At 63.8% G+C, this 16546-nt stretch carries 9 protein-coding genes and 3 rRNA genes; 11 read left to right on the top strand and 1 reads right to left on the bottom strand.

Features of this window, described 5'->3' with window-relative positions:
- The 8 genes from ABIC47_RS10815 to ABIC47_RS10850 all read left to right on the top strand — a co-directional run bounded on the left by ABIC47_RS10815 (window position 1) and on the right by ABIC47_RS10850 (window position 12350).
- Window positions 1–741: a cytochrome c biogenesis CcdA family protein gene (locus ABIC47_RS10815; protein ID WP_020076057.1), complete on the top strand. Its 741-nt coding sequence runs from the start codon at window positions 1–3 to the stop codon at window positions 739–741.
- On the top strand, window positions 725–2353 hold the full coding sequence (gene resB, locus ABIC47_RS10820) for a cytochrome c biogenesis protein ResB (RefSeq protein WP_354480279.1): 1629 nt from the start codon (window positions 725–727) through the stop codon (window positions 2351–2353). Before ABIC47_RS10815 ends, resB begins: the two co-directional genes overlap by 17 nt.
- A gap of 9 nt (window positions 2354–2362) precedes the next feature.
- The gene (gene ccsB / locus ABIC47_RS10825) at window positions 2363–3433 is read left to right on the top strand and encodes a c-type cytochrome biogenesis protein CcsB (protein ID WP_354480282.1); all 1071 of its coding nucleotides are present in this window, start codon (window positions 2363–2365) and stop codon (window positions 3431–3433) included.
- 696 nt (window positions 3434–4129) lie between these two features.
- Window positions 4130–5653, top strand: a 16S ribosomal RNA gene (locus ABIC47_RS10830).
- Window positions 5654–6067: 414 nt separating this feature from the next.
- Window positions 6068–9181 (top strand): 23S ribosomal RNA (locus tag ABIC47_RS10835).
- A 134-nt stretch (window positions 9182–9315) separates the two neighbouring features.
- Window positions 9316–9432, top strand: a 5S ribosomal RNA gene (gene rrf / locus ABIC47_RS10840).
- Together the 16S, 23S and 5S rRNA genes form the textbook arrangement of a ribosomal RNA operon.
- A gap of 1201 nt (window positions 9433–10633) precedes the next feature.
- The gene (locus ABIC47_RS10845) at window positions 10634–11356 is read left to right on the top strand and encodes a hypothetical protein (RefSeq protein WP_354480284.1); all 723 of its coding nucleotides are present in this window, start codon (window positions 10634–10636) and stop codon (window positions 11354–11356) included.
- Entirely contained in the window at window positions 11331–12350 is a 1020-nt protein-coding gene (locus tag ABIC47_RS10850; protein ID WP_354480287.1) for an HAD-IIA family hydrolase, read from the top strand. The genes ABIC47_RS10845 and ABIC47_RS10850 overlap by 26 nt, the downstream gene beginning before the upstream one ends.
- A gap of 7 nt (window positions 12351–12357) precedes the next feature.
- Here the strand turns inward: ABIC47_RS10850 and ABIC47_RS10855 are convergent, their stop codons facing one another.
- Window positions 12358–13350, bottom strand: coding sequence for an o-succinylbenzoate synthase (locus ABIC47_RS10855; RefSeq protein ID WP_354480289.1), 993 nt, complete (start codon window positions 13348–13350; stop codon window positions 12358–12360).
- Between the two features lie 56 nt (window positions 13351–13406).
- On the opposite strand from ABIC47_RS10855, the gene ABIC47_RS10860 reads away from it, so the two are divergent.
- Genes ABIC47_RS10860 through ABIC47_RS10870 form a run of 3 tightly spaced genes read left to right on the top strand, consistent with a single transcriptional unit; the run spans window position 13407 to window position 16537 of the window.
- Window positions 13407–14318, top strand: coding sequence for a 1,4-dihydroxy-2-naphthoyl-CoA synthase (locus tag ABIC47_RS10860; protein WP_020076052.1), 912 nt, complete (start codon window positions 13407–13409; stop codon window positions 14316–14318).
- 9 nt (window positions 14319–14327) lie between these two features.
- Complete coding sequence (locus ABIC47_RS10865; RefSeq protein ID WP_354480292.1) at window positions 14328–15527, top strand: AMP-binding protein; 1200 nt, start codon at window positions 14328–14330, stop codon at window positions 15525–15527.
- A 26-nt stretch (window positions 15528–15553) separates the two neighbouring features.
- On the top strand, window positions 15554–16537 hold the full coding sequence (locus tag ABIC47_RS10870; protein WP_354480295.1) for a 1,4-dihydroxy-2-naphthoate polyprenyltransferase: 984 nt from the start codon (window positions 15554–15556) through the stop codon (window positions 16535–16537).
- Window positions 16538–16546: the final 9 nt, after the last annotated feature.

The raw sequence follows: 16546 nt of genomic DNA on the forward strand, positions 1-16546 counted from the left end.
GTGGGCGACGTCGGTCAGATCGTCTTCAGCGGTCAGCTTCTGCTGGCGCTGCCGATCGCCCTCCTCGCGGGGCTGGTCTCGTTCGCGTCCCCGTGCGTCCTCCCGCTGGTCCCGGGATATCTGGCCTATGTCGGCGGGATGAGCGATCCAGGAGCGAAGCGCGACCGGTCCCGCGTGCTGACCGGTGTTGCGCTGTTCGTCCTGGGGTTCGCCATCGTGTTCGTCGCCTACGGAGCGGCGTTCGGTGCGCTCGGCTACTGGCTGGTGCGCTGGCAGGATGTCGTCGTCCGCGTGCTCGGAGCCCTCGTCATCGTCATGGGGCTGGTGTTCATCGGCCAGTTCTCCTTCCTGCAGCGGACCATCAAACCGTCGTGGCGTCCGGCGACCGGGCTGATCGGCGCCCCGCTTCTCGGAATCGTCTTCGGACTGGGATGGACGCCGTGCATCGGACCGACGCTCGCCGCCATCAGCGCATTGAGCGTCGGAAGCGGTTCGCCGTGGCGAGGCGCTCTGCTCGGGCTGTTCTACTGCATCGGCCTCGGCATCCCGTTCCTCCTCGTGGCCCTCGGCTTCGACTGGGTGGCGGGTTCCGTCGCGTTCATCAAGCGGCACATCCGTGTCATCAACATCATCGGCGGCGTCCTGCTCGTGGCCATCGGGGTCCTGATGGTCACCGGTCTCTGGAGCGAGCTCATGTCCCAGTTCTTGGCGGTGATCCAAGGTTTTGAGCCGGCCCTCTGATCACATCGACGCGCCTCCCCAGCGGGAGGACCCGGAGGTCGTCCAGCCGAAGCTGGGACCGATCGGGTGGATCCGCTGGTTCTGGCGGCAGCTCACCAGCATGCGCACGGCGTTGTTCCTGCTGCTCCTGCTGGCGATCGCGGCCGTGCCCGGGTCCCTCGTCCCGCAGCGGAGCTCCGACCCCAACGGCGTCACCAAGTACTTCAGCGAGAACCCGTCTCTCGCTCCCGTGCTCGACAAGCTGCAGTTCTTCGACGTCTACACGTCCGTGTGGTTCTCGGCGATCTACCTGCTGCTGTTCGCCTCCCTGATCGGCTGCATCATCCCGCGCACGCGCCACCACTTCGAGGCGATGCGCGCGAAGCCGCCGCGGACGCCGGTGCGCTTGACGCGCATGTCGGGCTTCCAGGCGCGCATCCTGCCCGCGGCGCTCCGCCCGGATGCGCCGGATCCGATCCTCACCGCGCGCGATGTGCTGAAGGCGAATCGCTATCGGGTCGCCCTGTACCAGGACGCGCGGTCGACGTCGGTCTCGGCGGAGCGCGGCTATCTGCGCGAGACGGGCAACCTGGTCTTCCACATCGCCCTGCTCGGTGTGCTGCTGGCGATCGGCGTGGGCGGCGGCTTCGGTTACACCGGCCAGAAGATCGTGGTCGAGGGACAGAGCTTCGTGAACAGCCTGCCGTCGTACAACTCGTTCAACCCGGGCCGGTTCTTCAACGACGCGTCGCTGGTCCCGTTCTCGATCGCCGTCGACAAGCTGGATGTGGCGTACGAGACCAAGAACCGGGATGCGATCGGCACGCCGCTCGACTACACCGCGCATGTGAAGACGACGGGACCCGGGGATGCGTCCTCCGACACCACGATCAAGGTGAACGAGCCGCTCGCGATCGGCGGGACGAACGTGTACCTCCTGGGCAACGGATACGCACCGACGATCACGGTGAAGGACCCGGCGGGCAAGGTGGTGTTCAACGACTCGGTCCCGTTCATCCCGCAGGCGGACCCCAACCTGACATCGCTCGGTTTCGTGAAGGTGCCGGACGGCTTGAAGCAGCAGGTGGGGATGATCGGGTTCTTCTACCCGACCGTCACGGAGAGTTCGACCGGCGGAGGCGCGTTGGCGTCGAAGTTCCCCGGTCTGAACGATCCCGTCTTGAGCCTGAACGTCTACGCGGGCGATCTCGGCGTCGACGACGGCGTCCCGCAGTCTGTCTACAGCCTCAACACCGACACTCTCAAGCAGCTGGCCGGGCCGCCGACCAAGACGAAGGCCCTTCAGCTGAAGCCGGGACAGACGGTGGAGCTGCCGAACGGGCTCGGCACGATCTCCCTCGACGGCGTCAAGCGGTTCGCGACCCTGGAGGTGCACCACGATCCGGCCCAGATCTGGGTGCTGGTGTTCGCGATCCTCATCCTCGCCGGGCTGCTCACGTCGCTGTTCGTACCCCGGCGCCGGCTCTGGGTGAAGGCGGTGGAGAACCCGGACGGTTCCCTGACGCTCGAGTACGCCGGGCTCGCCCGCGGCGAGGACCCCAACCTCCTGGCAGCCGTGACCGCGGTCGCCGATCAGCACTCCCGAGCCCTGGCCGGCTCCCCGAAGACTTAGGCTTGCATTGTGACCGAGACACTCGCTCAGCTGTCGACCGTGTTCTTGTACGCGGCGATGGGACTCTACGCGGCGGCATTCATCGCCTTCGCGCTCGACCTCGCGCGCCGTGGGGCACGAGCGACGGCGGTCGAGGCCGCCGTTGTTCCGAGCGCGGTTGCGCGCCGAGCTGAGGTGGCCGCCCCGGTGGGGGCCCCCACGACGACGGTGATCGGCGGCGGCGGAGCGAGCGATGCGCCGCCGGAGCCGTCCTCCGCGCTCGGCCGTCTGTCGTCGCGGATCAGCAGCCGGGTCGAGGACGACCTGGTGAACGGGTCGGCGAACTCGGTTTCGATGAGGTGGGCGTTCGCGCTCACGATCATCGGCTTCGCGTTCCACCTGGTCGCGGTCGTGCTGAGAGGCGTCGCCGCCGCTCGCGTGCCGTGGGCCAACATGTGGGAGTTCTCGATGACGGGGACACTCGTCATCATCGGAGTGTTCCTGGTGGCCAACCTCAAGTGGCAGATCAAGTACGTCGGAACGTTCGTGCTCGGGTTGGTGCTGGTGCTGCAGGGGATCGCATTGCTGCGGTACTACGTACCCGTCGTCCCGTTGCAGCCGGCGCTACAGTCGTACTGGCTCGTCATCCACATCATCGTGGCCGTCTTGGGTACGGCGTTCTTCGCGCTCGGGTTCGCGCTGTCGGGGTTGCAGCTGCTGCAGTACCGCCGGGAACGGCAAGTCGCCGAGTCGCGCCCGCAGCAGTTTCGCTTCCTGGCCACTCTTCCGAGCTCGGTCGCTCTCGAGAACCTGGCGTACCGGATCAACATCGTCGGCTTCATCGCCTGGACCTTCACGCTCATCGCCGGTGCCATCTGGGCCGAGAAGGCATGGGGTCGGTACTGGGGTTGGGACACCAAGGAAGTGTGGACGTTCATCATCTGGGTGATCTACGCCGGCTACATCCACGCGCGCGCAACTCGTGGATGGCGCGGCTCGCGGTCCGCATGGCTCGCGATCATCGGCTTCGCGGCCGTGCTCTTCAACTTCGGGATCGTGAACGTGTTCTTCCACGGACTGCACGCGTACTCGGGACTGTGAGCCCGAAGATCCCGCCGCACGGACAGAACCCCCTCGGAGCTTCGGCTTCGAGGGGGTTCTCCCGTTTGGGGCCTCGACAGAGATGCCGCCGGGCAGATCCGCGGAATTCCGGGGATGTCAAGCGCGACACGCCCGGGCTGCGGGCGGAATTTGCACGTCTACGAAGGCCTGCGTAAAGTACTTACTTGTCACCCCAAAGGTGCGGGAGAGCGGAAGAGCTCCCCGGCCTCAAGCGGGACCAAATCCTTAGCCTAGCGGCAAACCTGAACTTGAATTAGTTCGGTTGCTGCGCTTAGGATTAACACCCACTCACTGAGCAGGTCTAACCGGTTCGGATCGTGTGATCGGTTGTGCCCACCACATATCGGGCCAACGAGGAACACGAAACGCCGACTTGACAAACTGACTGAGAGTGGTAAGGTAGAGAAGTTGCCTCGCAGAGAAAGCCGACAGGCTGGAAGGCGAGAGCGTCCGATCCTTGAGAACTCAACAGCGTGCACAATGTCAAATGCCAAACAACCTCGGCATTGACTGTCTAGACCTAGTCTAGTGGTCGATGCGAGATTCCTTTGGATTAGAAACAGAATGTCAGTAGATATTCGAAACTAGTCAAGACAAACTCGCAGTGCGTGGACATATTTCCTGTCCAAGCCTGCACTATGTTTCCCGGTCGCTTGCGATCGTGGAGCTAAACATTTTACGGAGAGTTTGATCCTGGCTCAGGACGAACGCTGGCGGCGTGCTTAACACATGCAAGTCGAACGATGAACCCGGAGCTTGCTCTGGGGAATTAGTGGCGAACGGGTGAGTAACACGTGAGTAACCTGCCCTTGACTCTGGGATAACCTCCGGAAACGGAAGCTAATACCGGATATGACGTACGGAGGCATCTCCTGTACGTGGAAAGAATTTCGGTCAAGGATGGACTCGCGGCCTATCAGGTAGTTGGTGAGGTAACGGCCCACCAAGCCTACGACGGGTAGCCGGCCTGAGAGGGTGACCGGCCACACTGGGACTGAGACACGGCCCAGACTCCTACGGGAGGCAGCAGTGGGGAATATTGCACAATGGGCGCAAGCCTGATGCAGCAACGCCGCGTGAGGGATGACGGCCTTCGGGTTGTAAACCTCTTTTAGTAGGGAAGAAGCGAAAGTGACGGTACCTGCAGAAAAAGCACCGGCTAACTACGTGCCAGCAGCCGCGGTAATACGTAGGGTGCGAGCGTTGTCCGGAATTATTGGGCGTAAAGAGCTCGTAGGCGGTCTGTCGCGTCTGCTGTGAAAACCCGAGGCTCAACCTCGGGCCTGCAGTGGGTACGGGCAGACTAGAGTGCGGTAGGGGAGAATGGAATTCCTGGTGTAGCGGTGGAATGCGCAGATATCAGGAGGAACACCGATGGCGAAGGCAGTTCTCTGGGCCGTAACTGACGCTGAGGAGCGAAAGCGTGGGGAGCGAACAGGATTAGATACCCTGGTAGTCCACGCCGTAAACGTTGGGCGCTAGATGTGGGGACCATTCCACGGTTTCCGTGTCGCAGCTAACGCATTAAGCGCCCCGCCTGGGGAGTACGGCCGCAAGGCTAAAACTCAAAGGAATTGACGGGGGCCCGCACAAGCGGCGGAGCATGCGGATTAATTCGATGCAACGCGAAGAACCTTACCAAGGCTTGACATATACGAGAACGGGCCAGAAATGGTCAACTCTTTGGACACTCGTAAACAGGTGGTGCATGGTTGTCGTCAGCTCGTGTCGTGAGATGTTGGGTTAAGTCCCGCAACGAGCGCAACCCTCGTTCTATGTTGCCAGCACGTAATGGTGGGAACTCATAGGAGACTGCCGGGGTCAACTCGGAGGAAGGTGGGGATGACGTCAAATCATCATGCCCCTTATGTCTTGGGCTTCACGCATGCTACAATGGCCGGTACAAAGGGCTGCAATACCGTAAGGTGGAGCGAATCCCAAAAAGCCGGTCTCAGTTCGGATTGAGGTCTGCAACTCGACCTCATGAAGTCGGAGTCGCTAGTAATCGCAGATCAGCAACGCTGCGGTGAATACGTTCCCGGGCCTTGTACACACCGCCCGTCAAGTCATGAAAGTCGGTAACACCCGAAGCCGGTGGCCCAACCCTTGTGGAGGGAGCCGTCGAAGGTGGGATCGGTGATTAGGACTAAGTCGTAACAAGGTAGCCGTACCGGAAGGTGCGGCTGGATCACCTCCTTTCTAAGGAGCAACTGGCACCCTCGGGTGTCCAGGCGCCGGATCTGAGCGAACGTCTCAGCCGGTTAGCTCATGGGTGGAACATTGACATTGGTGCGGAGCCGATCGGCTCGAACTCAGTACATCCTTCGGGATAGGAACGGTTCGGACTGCGAAGCTTCGCACATGCACGCTGTTGGGTCCTGAGGGACCGGACCTCATCGGAAAAGATGAGAACCGAATCCTCTGGACCTTTTCTTGTCGGTCATAACTCGGCCGGCGGAGAAGGTACCGCCCGTACTTTGAGAACTACACAGTGGACGCGAGCATCTTAGATTCGAACCTTCGGGTTCGGATCACAAAGATGATCTGATTTATTAGATCATTGGTCAATCTGCTCATCTTCGGATGAGTCGATCGATTCTAAAACTCATGTGATTTCAAGTTTCTAAGAGCAAACGGTGGATGCCTTGGCATCTGGAGCCGAAGAAGGACGTAGCAATCTGCGATAAGCCTCGGGGAGTTGATAAGCGAACTTTGATCCGAGGATTTCCGAATGGGGAAACCCCGCTGGGCCCTTTGGGTGACCCAGTGACTCCCGCCTGAATATATAGGGCGGGTAGAGGGAACGTGGGGAAGTGAAACATCTCAGTACCCACAGGAAGAGAAAGCAAAAGCGATTCCGTTAGTAGTGGCGAGCGAACCCGGAAGAGGCTAAACCGATCATGTGTGATAGCCGGCAGGCGTTGCATGGTCGGGGTTGCGGGACTTTTCAGCAGCTTCTGCCGAACTGCAAGCGTTACAAAGGATCATAGGCGAATGGTATTGAAAGGCCAGTCATAGAGGGTGCCAACCCCGTAGCCGAAATGGTCCAATGGCGCGAAGAGTATCCCAAGTAGCACGGGGCCCGAGAAATCCCGTGTGAATCTGTCAGGACCACCTGATAAGCCTAAATACTCCCAGATGACCGATAGCGGACAAGTACCGTGAGGGAAAGGTGAAAAGTACCCCGGGAGGGGAGTGAAATAGTACCTGAAACCGTTTGCTTACAAACCGTTGGAGCCTCCTTGTAGGGGTGACAGCGTGCCTTTTGAAGAATGAGCCTGCGAGTTAGCGATATGTGGCGAGGTTAACCCGTGAGGGGTAGCCGTAGCGAAAGCGAGTCTGAATAGGGCGATTCAGTCGCATGTCCTAGACCCGAAGCGAAGTGATCTATCCATGGCCAGGTTGAAGCGACGGTAAGACGTCGTGGAGGACCGAACCCACTTAGGTTGAAAACTGAGGGGATGAGCTGTGGATAGGGGTGAAAGGCCAATCAAACTTCGTGATAGCTGGTTCTCTCCGAAATGCATTTAGGTGCAGCGTTGCGTGTTTCTTGCCGGAGGTAGAGCTACTGGATGGCCGATGGGCCCCAAAAGGTTACTGACGTCAGCCAAACTCCGAATGCCGGTAAGTGAGAGCGCAGCAGTGAGACGGTGGGGGATAAGCTTCATCGTCGAGAGGGAAACAACCCAGACCACCAACTAAGGTCCCTAAGCGCGTGCTAAGTGGGAAAGGATGTGGAGTTGCACAGACAACCAGGAGGTTGGCTTAGAAGCAGCCACCCTTGAAAGAGTGCGTAATAGCTCACTGGTCAAGTGATTCCGCGCCGACAATGTAACGGGGCTCAAGCACGCCACCGAAGTTGTGGCATTGACATTATTGGTAGGCCTTCGTGGTCCAGCCGTGTTGATGGGTAGGAGAGCGTCGTGTGGCGAGTGAAGCGGCGGTGTAAACCAGCCGTGGACGCCACACGAGTGAGAATGCAGGCATGAGTAGCGAAAGACGGGTGAGAAACCCGTCCTCCGAAAGACCAAGGGTTCCAGGGCCAGGCTAATCCGCCCTGGGTAAGTCGGGACCTAAGGCGAGGCCGACAGGCGTAGTCGATGGACAACGGGTTGATATTCCCGTACCGGCGAAGAACCGCCCAAGCTAATCCAGTGGTGCTAAGAGTCCTAATCCTGGACACGGATCCCTTCGGGGTGAAGGTCCGGGCCTAACGCTCGACCCCATGCTGGTGCGGCTAGCGTATTAACAGGTGTGACGCAGGAAGGTAGCCCAGCCGGGCGATGGTTGTCCCGGTGTAAGTGTGTAAGCCGAGGGATAGGCAAATCCGTCTCTCATATAGGCCCAGGCACGATGCGTAGTCTTCATTGACGAAATGGGTGATCCTATGCTGCCAAGAAAAGCATCGACGCGAGGTTCCAGCCGCCCGTACCCCAAACCGACTCAGGTGGTCAGGTAGAGAATACCAAGGAGATCGAGAGAATCGTGGTTAAGGAACTCGGCAAAATGCCCCCGTAACTTCGGGAGAAGGGGGGCCTGAGGCGTGAAGGGATTTACTCCTGGAGCGTTTGAAGGCCGCAGAGACCAGTGGGAAGCGACTGTTTACTAAAAACACAGGTCCGTGCCAAGTCGCAAGACGATGTATACGGACTGACGCCTGCCCGGTGCTGGAAGGTTAAGAGGAAGGGTTAGCTTCGGCGAAGCTCAGAATTTAAGCCCCAGTAAACGGCGGTGGTAACTATAACCATCCTAAGGTAGCGAAATTCCTTGTCGGGTAAGTTCCGACCTGCACGAATGGCGTAACGACTTCCCAGCTGTCTCAACCGCGAACTCGGCGAAATTGCACTACGAGTAAAGATGCTCGTTACGCGCAGCAGGACGGAAAGACCCCGTGACCTTTACTACAGCTTGGTATTGGTGTTCGGTGTGGCTTGTGTAGGATAGGTGGGAGACTTTGAAGCCGGCACGCCAGTGTCGGTGGAGTCAATGTTGAAATACCACTCTGGTCACTCTGGATATCTAACTTAGAACCGTAATCCGGTTCAGGGACAGTGCCTGGTGGGTAGTTTAACTGGGGCGGTTGCCTCCCAAAAAGTAACGGAGGCGCCCAAAGGTTCCCTCAACCTGGTTGGCAATCAGGTGTCGAGTGTAAGTGCACAAGGGAGCTTGACTGTGAGACTGACAAGTCGAGCAGGGACGAAAGTCGGGACTAGTGATCCGGCAGTGGCTTGTGGAAGCGCTGTCGCTCAACGGATAAAAGGTACCTCGGGGATAACAGGCTGATCTTGCCCAAGAGTCCATATCGACGGCATGGTTTGGCACCTCGATGTCGGCTCGTCGCATCCTGGGGCTGGAGTAGGTCCCAAGGGTTGGGCTGTTCGCCCATTAAAGCGGTACGCGAGCTGGGTTTAGAACGTCGTGAGACAGTTCGGTCCCTATCCGCTGCGCGCGTAGGAAATTTGAGAGGATCTGACCCTAGTACGAGAGGACCGGGTTGGACGAACCTCTGGTGTGCCAGTTGTTCTGCCAAGAGCACCGCTGGTTAGCTACGTTCGGGATGGATAACCGCTGAAAGCATCTAAGCGGGAAGCCGGCCTCAAGATGAGATTTCCATGCCTTCGGGCGAGAGGCTCCCAGCTAGACTACTGGGTTGATAGGCCGGATGTGGAAGTGGGGACTAAAGACCCATGGAGCTGACCGGTACTAATAAGCCGATAACTTGATAATCACCACTCTCATAAACGTTGTAAGGCAGCTATGAGGGGCCAAGATTGTTCGCGTCCACTATGTGGTTCTCGATGTACGGTCGAGAACTGATTCAAGCTAAAGCTTGATCGTTCACTTTGATACATCAATAGTGTTTCGGCGGCCATAGCGAGAGGGAAACGCCCGGTTACATTCCGAACCCGGAAGCTAAGACTCTCTGCGCCGATGGTACTGCAGGGGGGACCCTGTGGGAGAGTAGGACACCGCCGGACTTCTTTGTGAGATGGCCACCCAGTGATGGGTGGCCATTTCGCGTTAACGGGGTCACTAGCAGCACGAAGCATAGGCTGGGCTCGACCCGCCGACTCGACAGGAGAAGCCGTGAGCGACACACCGGCAGACGAGAACGCCCGGAACGAGCGACCGCGGCGCCAGCAGCCCGACCGATCGCGTCGCGACGGCGCCGGGTACCGACCCGATCGTGGCGGCTCCGGCCAGAGCCGGCGCCCGCGCGAGGACGGCGGGTACCGCTCCTCCCGTGACGGAGATCAGGGCGGTCGCGCACCGCGGAGAGGCGACGGATACCGTCCGTCGCGCAGCGGCGACGGCGACCGTCCCCGCGGCGACCGCGCAGACACTGGCCGTCCGCGGACCGGCGGAGACGGGTACCGTCCCAACCGGAACGATGGAGACCACGGCGGTCGACCCCGTGCCGGTGGCGGTGCATCCCGCGACCGTTCGGTATCGGGTGGCGGCAACTGGCGTAGCAACCGCGACGGCGGCTCCGGCTCGGACGAGCGTCGTTCGGGCGGCTATCGTTCCGACCGCGGCGGCGCACCTCAGTACCGCGGAGACCGCCCGGAACGCGCTGGATCCGACCGGGACCGCGGACGTTCGCGCGACGACCGTCAGCCCCGTTCGAACGACGGGCGTCCCTCCCGCGAGTGGAAGCCGCGATCGAACGAGGGCCCCGCCCGCGAGTGGAAGCCGCGATCCAACGACGGGCGTCCCGCCCGCGAGTGGAAGCCGCGTGGTGACAACGATGGACGCTCGCGCGAGTGGAAGCCGCGTGGTGACGATCGGCAGTCGCGCGAGTGGAAGCCGCGCGGCGATGGCGGCGACCGGTACCGCGCCGGCGGAGACCGCGGCCGGAGCAACGATCGGCCGAGCCGATCCGGTGATGGGCCGCGTTCCGGTGGGTTCCGTAACGACCGTCAGGGGCGGCCTCCTCAGAAGGATGGGCTCTGGACCCGCGACGGACGTCCGGCGCGAGGCGATCGGGACGCCCGAGACGAGAGCTGGCGTACGGACGAGGAGGCGCAGCTCGCACGAGAGCTGCAGTCCGTCCGTCCACGCCACGATGACCCGCTCATCCCCGAGGACATTCAGGCCCGGGATCTGCCCGGCGAGGCTCGCGTCGAACTGAAGACGCTCAGCAAGGACAACGCCGACTGGGTCGCCAAGCACCTGGTGATGGCGAGCCGCCTGATCGAGACGGACCCGGAGCTCGCACACCAGCACGCCCTCTCGGCGGCACGTCGAGCCGGGCGGGTCGCCGTGGTCCGCGAGACCCTCGCGATAACCGCGTATGCGATCGGCGATTTCGCCCTCGCGCTGCGTGAGCTGCGCACGTACCGTCGCATCTCCGGATCCAATGACCAGCTGCCGCTGATGGTGGACAGCGAGCGCGGGGTCGGTCGACCTGACCGCGCCCTCGAACTCGGACGCTCCGTCGACCGGGCCACCCTGCCGGCCGACGTGCAGGTATCGCTCGCCATTGCCATGTCCGGAGCTCGCCTCGACCTCGAACAGCCGGAAGCGGCGTTGGCCGAGTTGGAGATACCGCAACTCGACCCCACCCGGGCGTTCTCGTACAGCGCCGACCTTTTCCACGCCTACGCGGAAGTGCTCGAAGAACTCGGTCGCGACGCCGATGCGGCGCGGTGGCGAGAACTGGCACAGCGCGCTGAAGAGGCCTTCGAGCAGGCACACGCGACCGACGAACTCGAGACCATCGACGTCATCGAGGAGGAGGTGCTTCTCGACCCCGAGGAATTCTCCGACGAGGCTCCCCTCAGCGAGGACGAGCTCGAGGTGGAAGCGCTCCTCAGCGAGGAAGACGATGTCGAGGAAGACGATCGCACCGACGACGAGGAGGGTGAGCCGACCGATGGCCCTGTTTCGACGGAGCAGTGAGGGCCGGGCGCCGCTCGACGGCGTTGATCTCGTCCTCGCCGATCTGGACGGTGTCGTCTACAAAGGACCCGACGCCATCCCGCATGCCGTCGAAAGCCTCAACGCCGTTGCTGAGACCACACGAGTCGGTTACATCACGAACAACGCCTCGCGCACAGATGCGTCCGTCGCCGAGCACCTGAATCAGCTCGGTCTGCACGTCGAGCCGAGCGATGTCGTCACGTCCCCGCAGGCGGCCGTGCGACTCCTGGCCCAGCACGTGCCCGCCGGTTCCAGCATCCTGGTGGTCGGTGGGGACGGGCTGGTCGACGAGGTCGTGAAGGGGGGCTTCACGGTCACACGCTCGGCCGACGAGTCGCCGGCGGCGGTCATCCAGGGCTTCTCGCCCGACGTGGGCTGGGCCGACCTCGCCGAGGCCGCCTTCGCCCTGCAGGGGCGCACCGACGACGAGCGGCCCTGGATCGCGACCAACACCGACTGGACGATCCCGGTCGCCCGAGGCATCGCGCCGGGCAACGGCACCCTGGTCTCGGCCGTCCACACAGCGGTCGGCCGCTTGCCCCTGGTGGCAGGCAAGCCGGAGCGGGCGATCTTCGACGAGGCGGTCGCGCGCTTCCAGGCGCAGAGCCCTCTCTTCATCGGCGATCGGCTCGACACGGACATCCTGGGTGCCAACCGGGCGGGCATCGCCTCCGTCCTCGTCCTCACCGGGATCGACGGCGGAAAGCAGCTGCTCGCTGCCCATGCGGACTCGCGGCCGACGTTCATCGTGCGCGACCTGCGCGGACTCAGCGAGCCCTATCCCGAGGTGAAGACGGCGCGGAACGGCGCGGTCAGCGTACGTGACGCAACCGTCACGATCGACGGGAACGACGTCCGCATCGTGTCCGAGGGAAACGACGAGCTCGATCTCCTTCGTGCGGCGTGTGCGGCGATCTGGAACTCGGGCCGAGCCATCTACGGGCTCGAGGTGCCCGAGCGCCTCTACAGCTGACGCCGGATCAGAGTGCGATTCCGCGCTCGAGGAGGCGGTGACACCGTGCGAGGCGGTCGAGCCACCATCCGGTGCGCTCGGGGTCGGCCTGCAGCTGGTCCAGTCGCGTGGATGACACGCTCGGACGAATGACCGGGATGCTCCCGTCCACCGGAAGAAGCGGTTCGTCGGCGACATCCTGCTCGAACAGGGCGACCGTTCCGAGCCCGCAGTCGAACTCCAGCTCGGGAAGCGCCGCCGCCAGGTGCGCTCCCATGGCGATTCCCACCGAGGTGTCGAGGGCGCTGGAGACCACCGCCGGAAGCCCCGCCTCGGCGACGATGCGCTGCGCCGCATGCACCCCGCCCAAGGGCTGCGCCTTCACGATGACGATGTCGGCCGCTCCCGCCCGGGCGACCGCGAGTGGATCGGCGGCCTTCCGCACGCTCTCATCCGCCGCGATCGGAATGCCCATGTAGTGGATGCGACCTCGCAGTTCGGCGAGCTCGTCGACGGTCGCGCACGGCTGCTCCACGTATTCGAGATCGAAGGGCGCGAGGGCATGGATGGCGTGCTCCGCCTCATCGAGGTTCCAGAGCGTGTTGGCGTCGACGCGCACGCGGCCCTCGGGGCCGAGCACCTCGCGGACCGCCTGCACCCGCGCGACATCGTCGGCCAGGGTCTGGCCGCGTTCGGCGACCTTGACCTTCGCGGTCCGGGCGCCGGGGAACCGAGCGAGCACAGTCGGCACCTCGTCGGCGGCGACGGCCGGGACCGTGGCGTTCACCGGGATGCGGTCCCGGAGAGGCGTGGGCGTCGCCCTCCAGCCGAAGTCGATCGCCGCCCGCAGCCAGGAGGTCGCTTCCTCGTCGTCGTATTCGACGAACGGCGAGAACTCCGTCCACCCGAATGGGCCCTCGATGAGCACCGCCTCGCGCACCGTGATCCCGCGGAAGCGGGTGGTCATCGGGAGCGAGACCACGCGTGAAGTTGCCAACAGGTCGGCGAGGTCCGGCACCATTCCACAAGTTTTGCACGAGCCGGTCGGCGCGGGACGGCGAACCGTAGGCTGGATCCATGCAAGCGGACGTCTCAGAACTCTTCGACCCGGAGGTATGGCGCGAGGTCACCGGCTTCGATGGCCTCACCGACATCACCTACCATCACGACGTCAGCGGGAGGATCGCACGGGTGGCGTTCGACCGCCCGGAGGTGCGGAACGCCTTCCGCCCGCGCACGGTCGACGAGCTCTATGCGGTGCTGGAAGACGCCCGCACCAATCCCCGGATCGGTGTGGTGCTCCTGACCGGCAACGGTCCGAGCCCGAAAGACGGCGGCTGGGCGTTCTGCTCGGGCGGCGACCAGCGGATCCGGGGGCGCGACGGCTACAAGTATGCGGAGGGTGAGACGGCGTCCTCCATCGACGCCGCCCGCGGCGGCCGATTGCACATTCTGGAGGTGCAGCGCCTGATCCGCTTCATGCCGAAGGTCGTGATCGCGGTGGTCCCCGGGTGGGCTGCCGGCGGCGGGCACTCGCTGCATGTCGTGTGCGATCTCACGATCGCGAGCGCGGAGCACGGCCGGTTCAAGCAGACGGATGCCGATGTGGGGTCCTTCGACGCGGGTTACGGCTCCGCTTACTTTGCGCGGCAAGTCGGCCAGAAGTTCGGTCGGGAGGTGTTCTTCCTGGCGCGGGAGTACTCGGCGCAACGGGCGTATGAGCGCGGCGCCGTCAACGCGGTCGTTCCGCACGAGGAGTTGGAGTCCGTGGCGGTCGAATGGGCGAACGAGATCCTGACGAAGTCGCCCACCGCCATCCGGATGCTCAAGTACGCCTTCAATGCGGTCGATGACGGGCTGGTGGGCCAGCAGCTGTTCGCGGGGGAGGCGACACGGCTCGCCTACGGGACGGACGAGGCGGTCGAAGGCCGCGACGCGTTCCTGGAGAAGCGGGAGCCGGACTGGTCGCCGTTCCCCTGGCAGTACTGAGGCAGCGAGATGACCCGAGAGCTCCGCGTCGTCGATGCGTCGCGTCCGGAGGAGGTGTTTGTCGCCTTGCGGGAGGCGCTGACCGCCGGGGGTGCGGCGGTCGTTCCTCGCAGTGCTCCCTCCGGCACTCGATCAGTGCCGGAGCCTGGGGCAGCACCGGAGCCGTGGCCGAGTGCGGGAGAGCGCGTCGCGCAGAACGTGGCGCTCGTGATCGAGACGTCCGGATCGACGGGTGTGCCGAAGCGGGTCGCCCTCTCCGCGGATGCCCTGCTGGCGAGCGCGGCTGCGTCCGCGAGTACTCTCGGTGGACAAGGTCAGTGGCTGCTGGCGCTCCCCACGCACTACGTGGCCGGCGCGCAGGTGCTTGTGAGATCGCTCGCCGCCGAGACCGAGCCCATCCTCTACGGTGGAGGGCACTTCGAGGCGGAACGGTTCGCATCCCTCGCCCAGGAGCTCGACCACGACCTGCGCTTCACGTCGCTCGTCCCGGTCCAATTGGCGCGGCTCGTGGAAGCGGCGGAAGCGGGTTCCCGCACCGTGGCGGACGCATTGCGGCGGTTCGACGGCATCTTGGTCGGCGGACAGGCGCTCTCGACGCAGCTGCGCGAGCGCGCGGAGGCGATCGGAGCGCGCATCGTGAGCACCTACGGTTCGAGCGAGACCGCGGGCGGGTGCGTGTACGATGGGGTCCCGATCGGGACGGCGGTCGTGCGCACAGTGGACGGACAGCTGGAGATCTCCGGGCCAATGCTCGCGGAAGGGTACCTGGGCGATCCCGATCGGACCGCGGCCGCATTCCACGAGGCGGACGATGCTCGCTGGTACCGGACGGGCGACCTCGGCTCCGTGGATGACGCCGGACGCGTGACGGTGCTGGGTCGAGCGGACAACGTGATCATCTCCGGCGGCGAGAAGGTGCTGCTCGACGCGGTCGAGCGGGCGGTGCGCGAACACCCTGGGCTTCACGAGGCCGTCGTGGTCGCGGCGGAGGATGCACGCTGGGGACAGGTGCCCGTGGTGGTTGTCGAGGTGAGTGGCGAGGCGACATCCTCGGCGACGCTCGAGGTGCTGCGCCGTGCCGTCAGAGAGCGTCTGGGGCGTGCGGCTGCGCCGGCCCGGATCGTCGAAGTGGACCGTCTTCCCCGGCTGGACAGCGGCAAGCCGGATCGGGTCGCGCTCGCGCGGCTGGCCGCTGCGCTGGAGGCATAGCCCGTGTCGTTACAATTCGCTCTGTGATGAGTCAGAACAAGCCCCGCATGGAGCGCATGGCGCCGCAGACCTCCCGCGGGCCGCGCGGCGGCCGAAGTCGACGTCCCGGAGCCGCCTCCGCTCCCGCGAAGCCCGCGACGACCGCCGACTGGATCGCCGGCGCGCGCCTCCGCACCCTTCCGCTCGCCATCGCACCGGTCCTGATCGGTGTCGGCGCCGCGAAGGTCGCCGAGGGGCCGGGCGTCTGGCACCCGGTCCGGGCGTTGCTGTGTCTCGCCGTCGCCGTCCTGCTGCAGATCGGCGTCAACTACGCCAACGACTACTCGGACGGCGTCCGGGGAACGGACGAGTTCCGGGTCGGACCGGGGCGCCTCACCGGGTCCGGCAAGGCGACACCGCGCGCTGTGCTGATCGTCGCCCTCACCTTCTTCGGCCTCGCGGCCGTCGCCGGTCTCATCCTGGTGATCCTGACGCAGTACTGGTGGGTCCTGATCGTCGGCGCTGCCGCCATTGCGGCGGCGTGGTTCTACACCGGCGGCAAGCGGCCCTACGGGTATTACGGTCTCGGCGAGGTCTTCGTCTTCGTCTTCTTCGGGCTCGTCGCCACGGCCGGAACGACCTACATGCTTGCCGGCCTCGTCAACCAGGAGGCCTGGTACGGCGGGGTGATCGCCGGTCTCATCGCGTGTGCCGTCCTCATGGTGAACAACATCCGCGACATCGAACCGGACAAGCTGGCAGGTAAGCGGACGCTCGCGGTCCTGCTCGGCCGGGTCGCATCCCGCATCGTGTTCTGCGTGCTGCTGTTGGTGCCCTTCGGCATCCTCGCGGTGCTGGCCGTGTTCTACCCGTTCGCCTGGTACGGGATGTTCGCCCTCCTCGCGGCGCTGCCCGCCTGTGTGATCACACTCTTCAGCCGTACGCCGCGCGAGCTCATCACCGCGTTGCAGTTGACGAGTCTCACGGGTCTACTGGTGGGGATCGCCCTCGGCGCTGCGTACGCGTTCTGACGCGCGGCG

This window comes from Leifsonia sp. 563, assembly GCF_040545055.1.
In the GTDB taxonomy this organism is placed as follows: domain Bacteria; phylum Actinomycetota; class Actinomycetes; order Actinomycetales; family Microbacteriaceae; genus Leifsonia.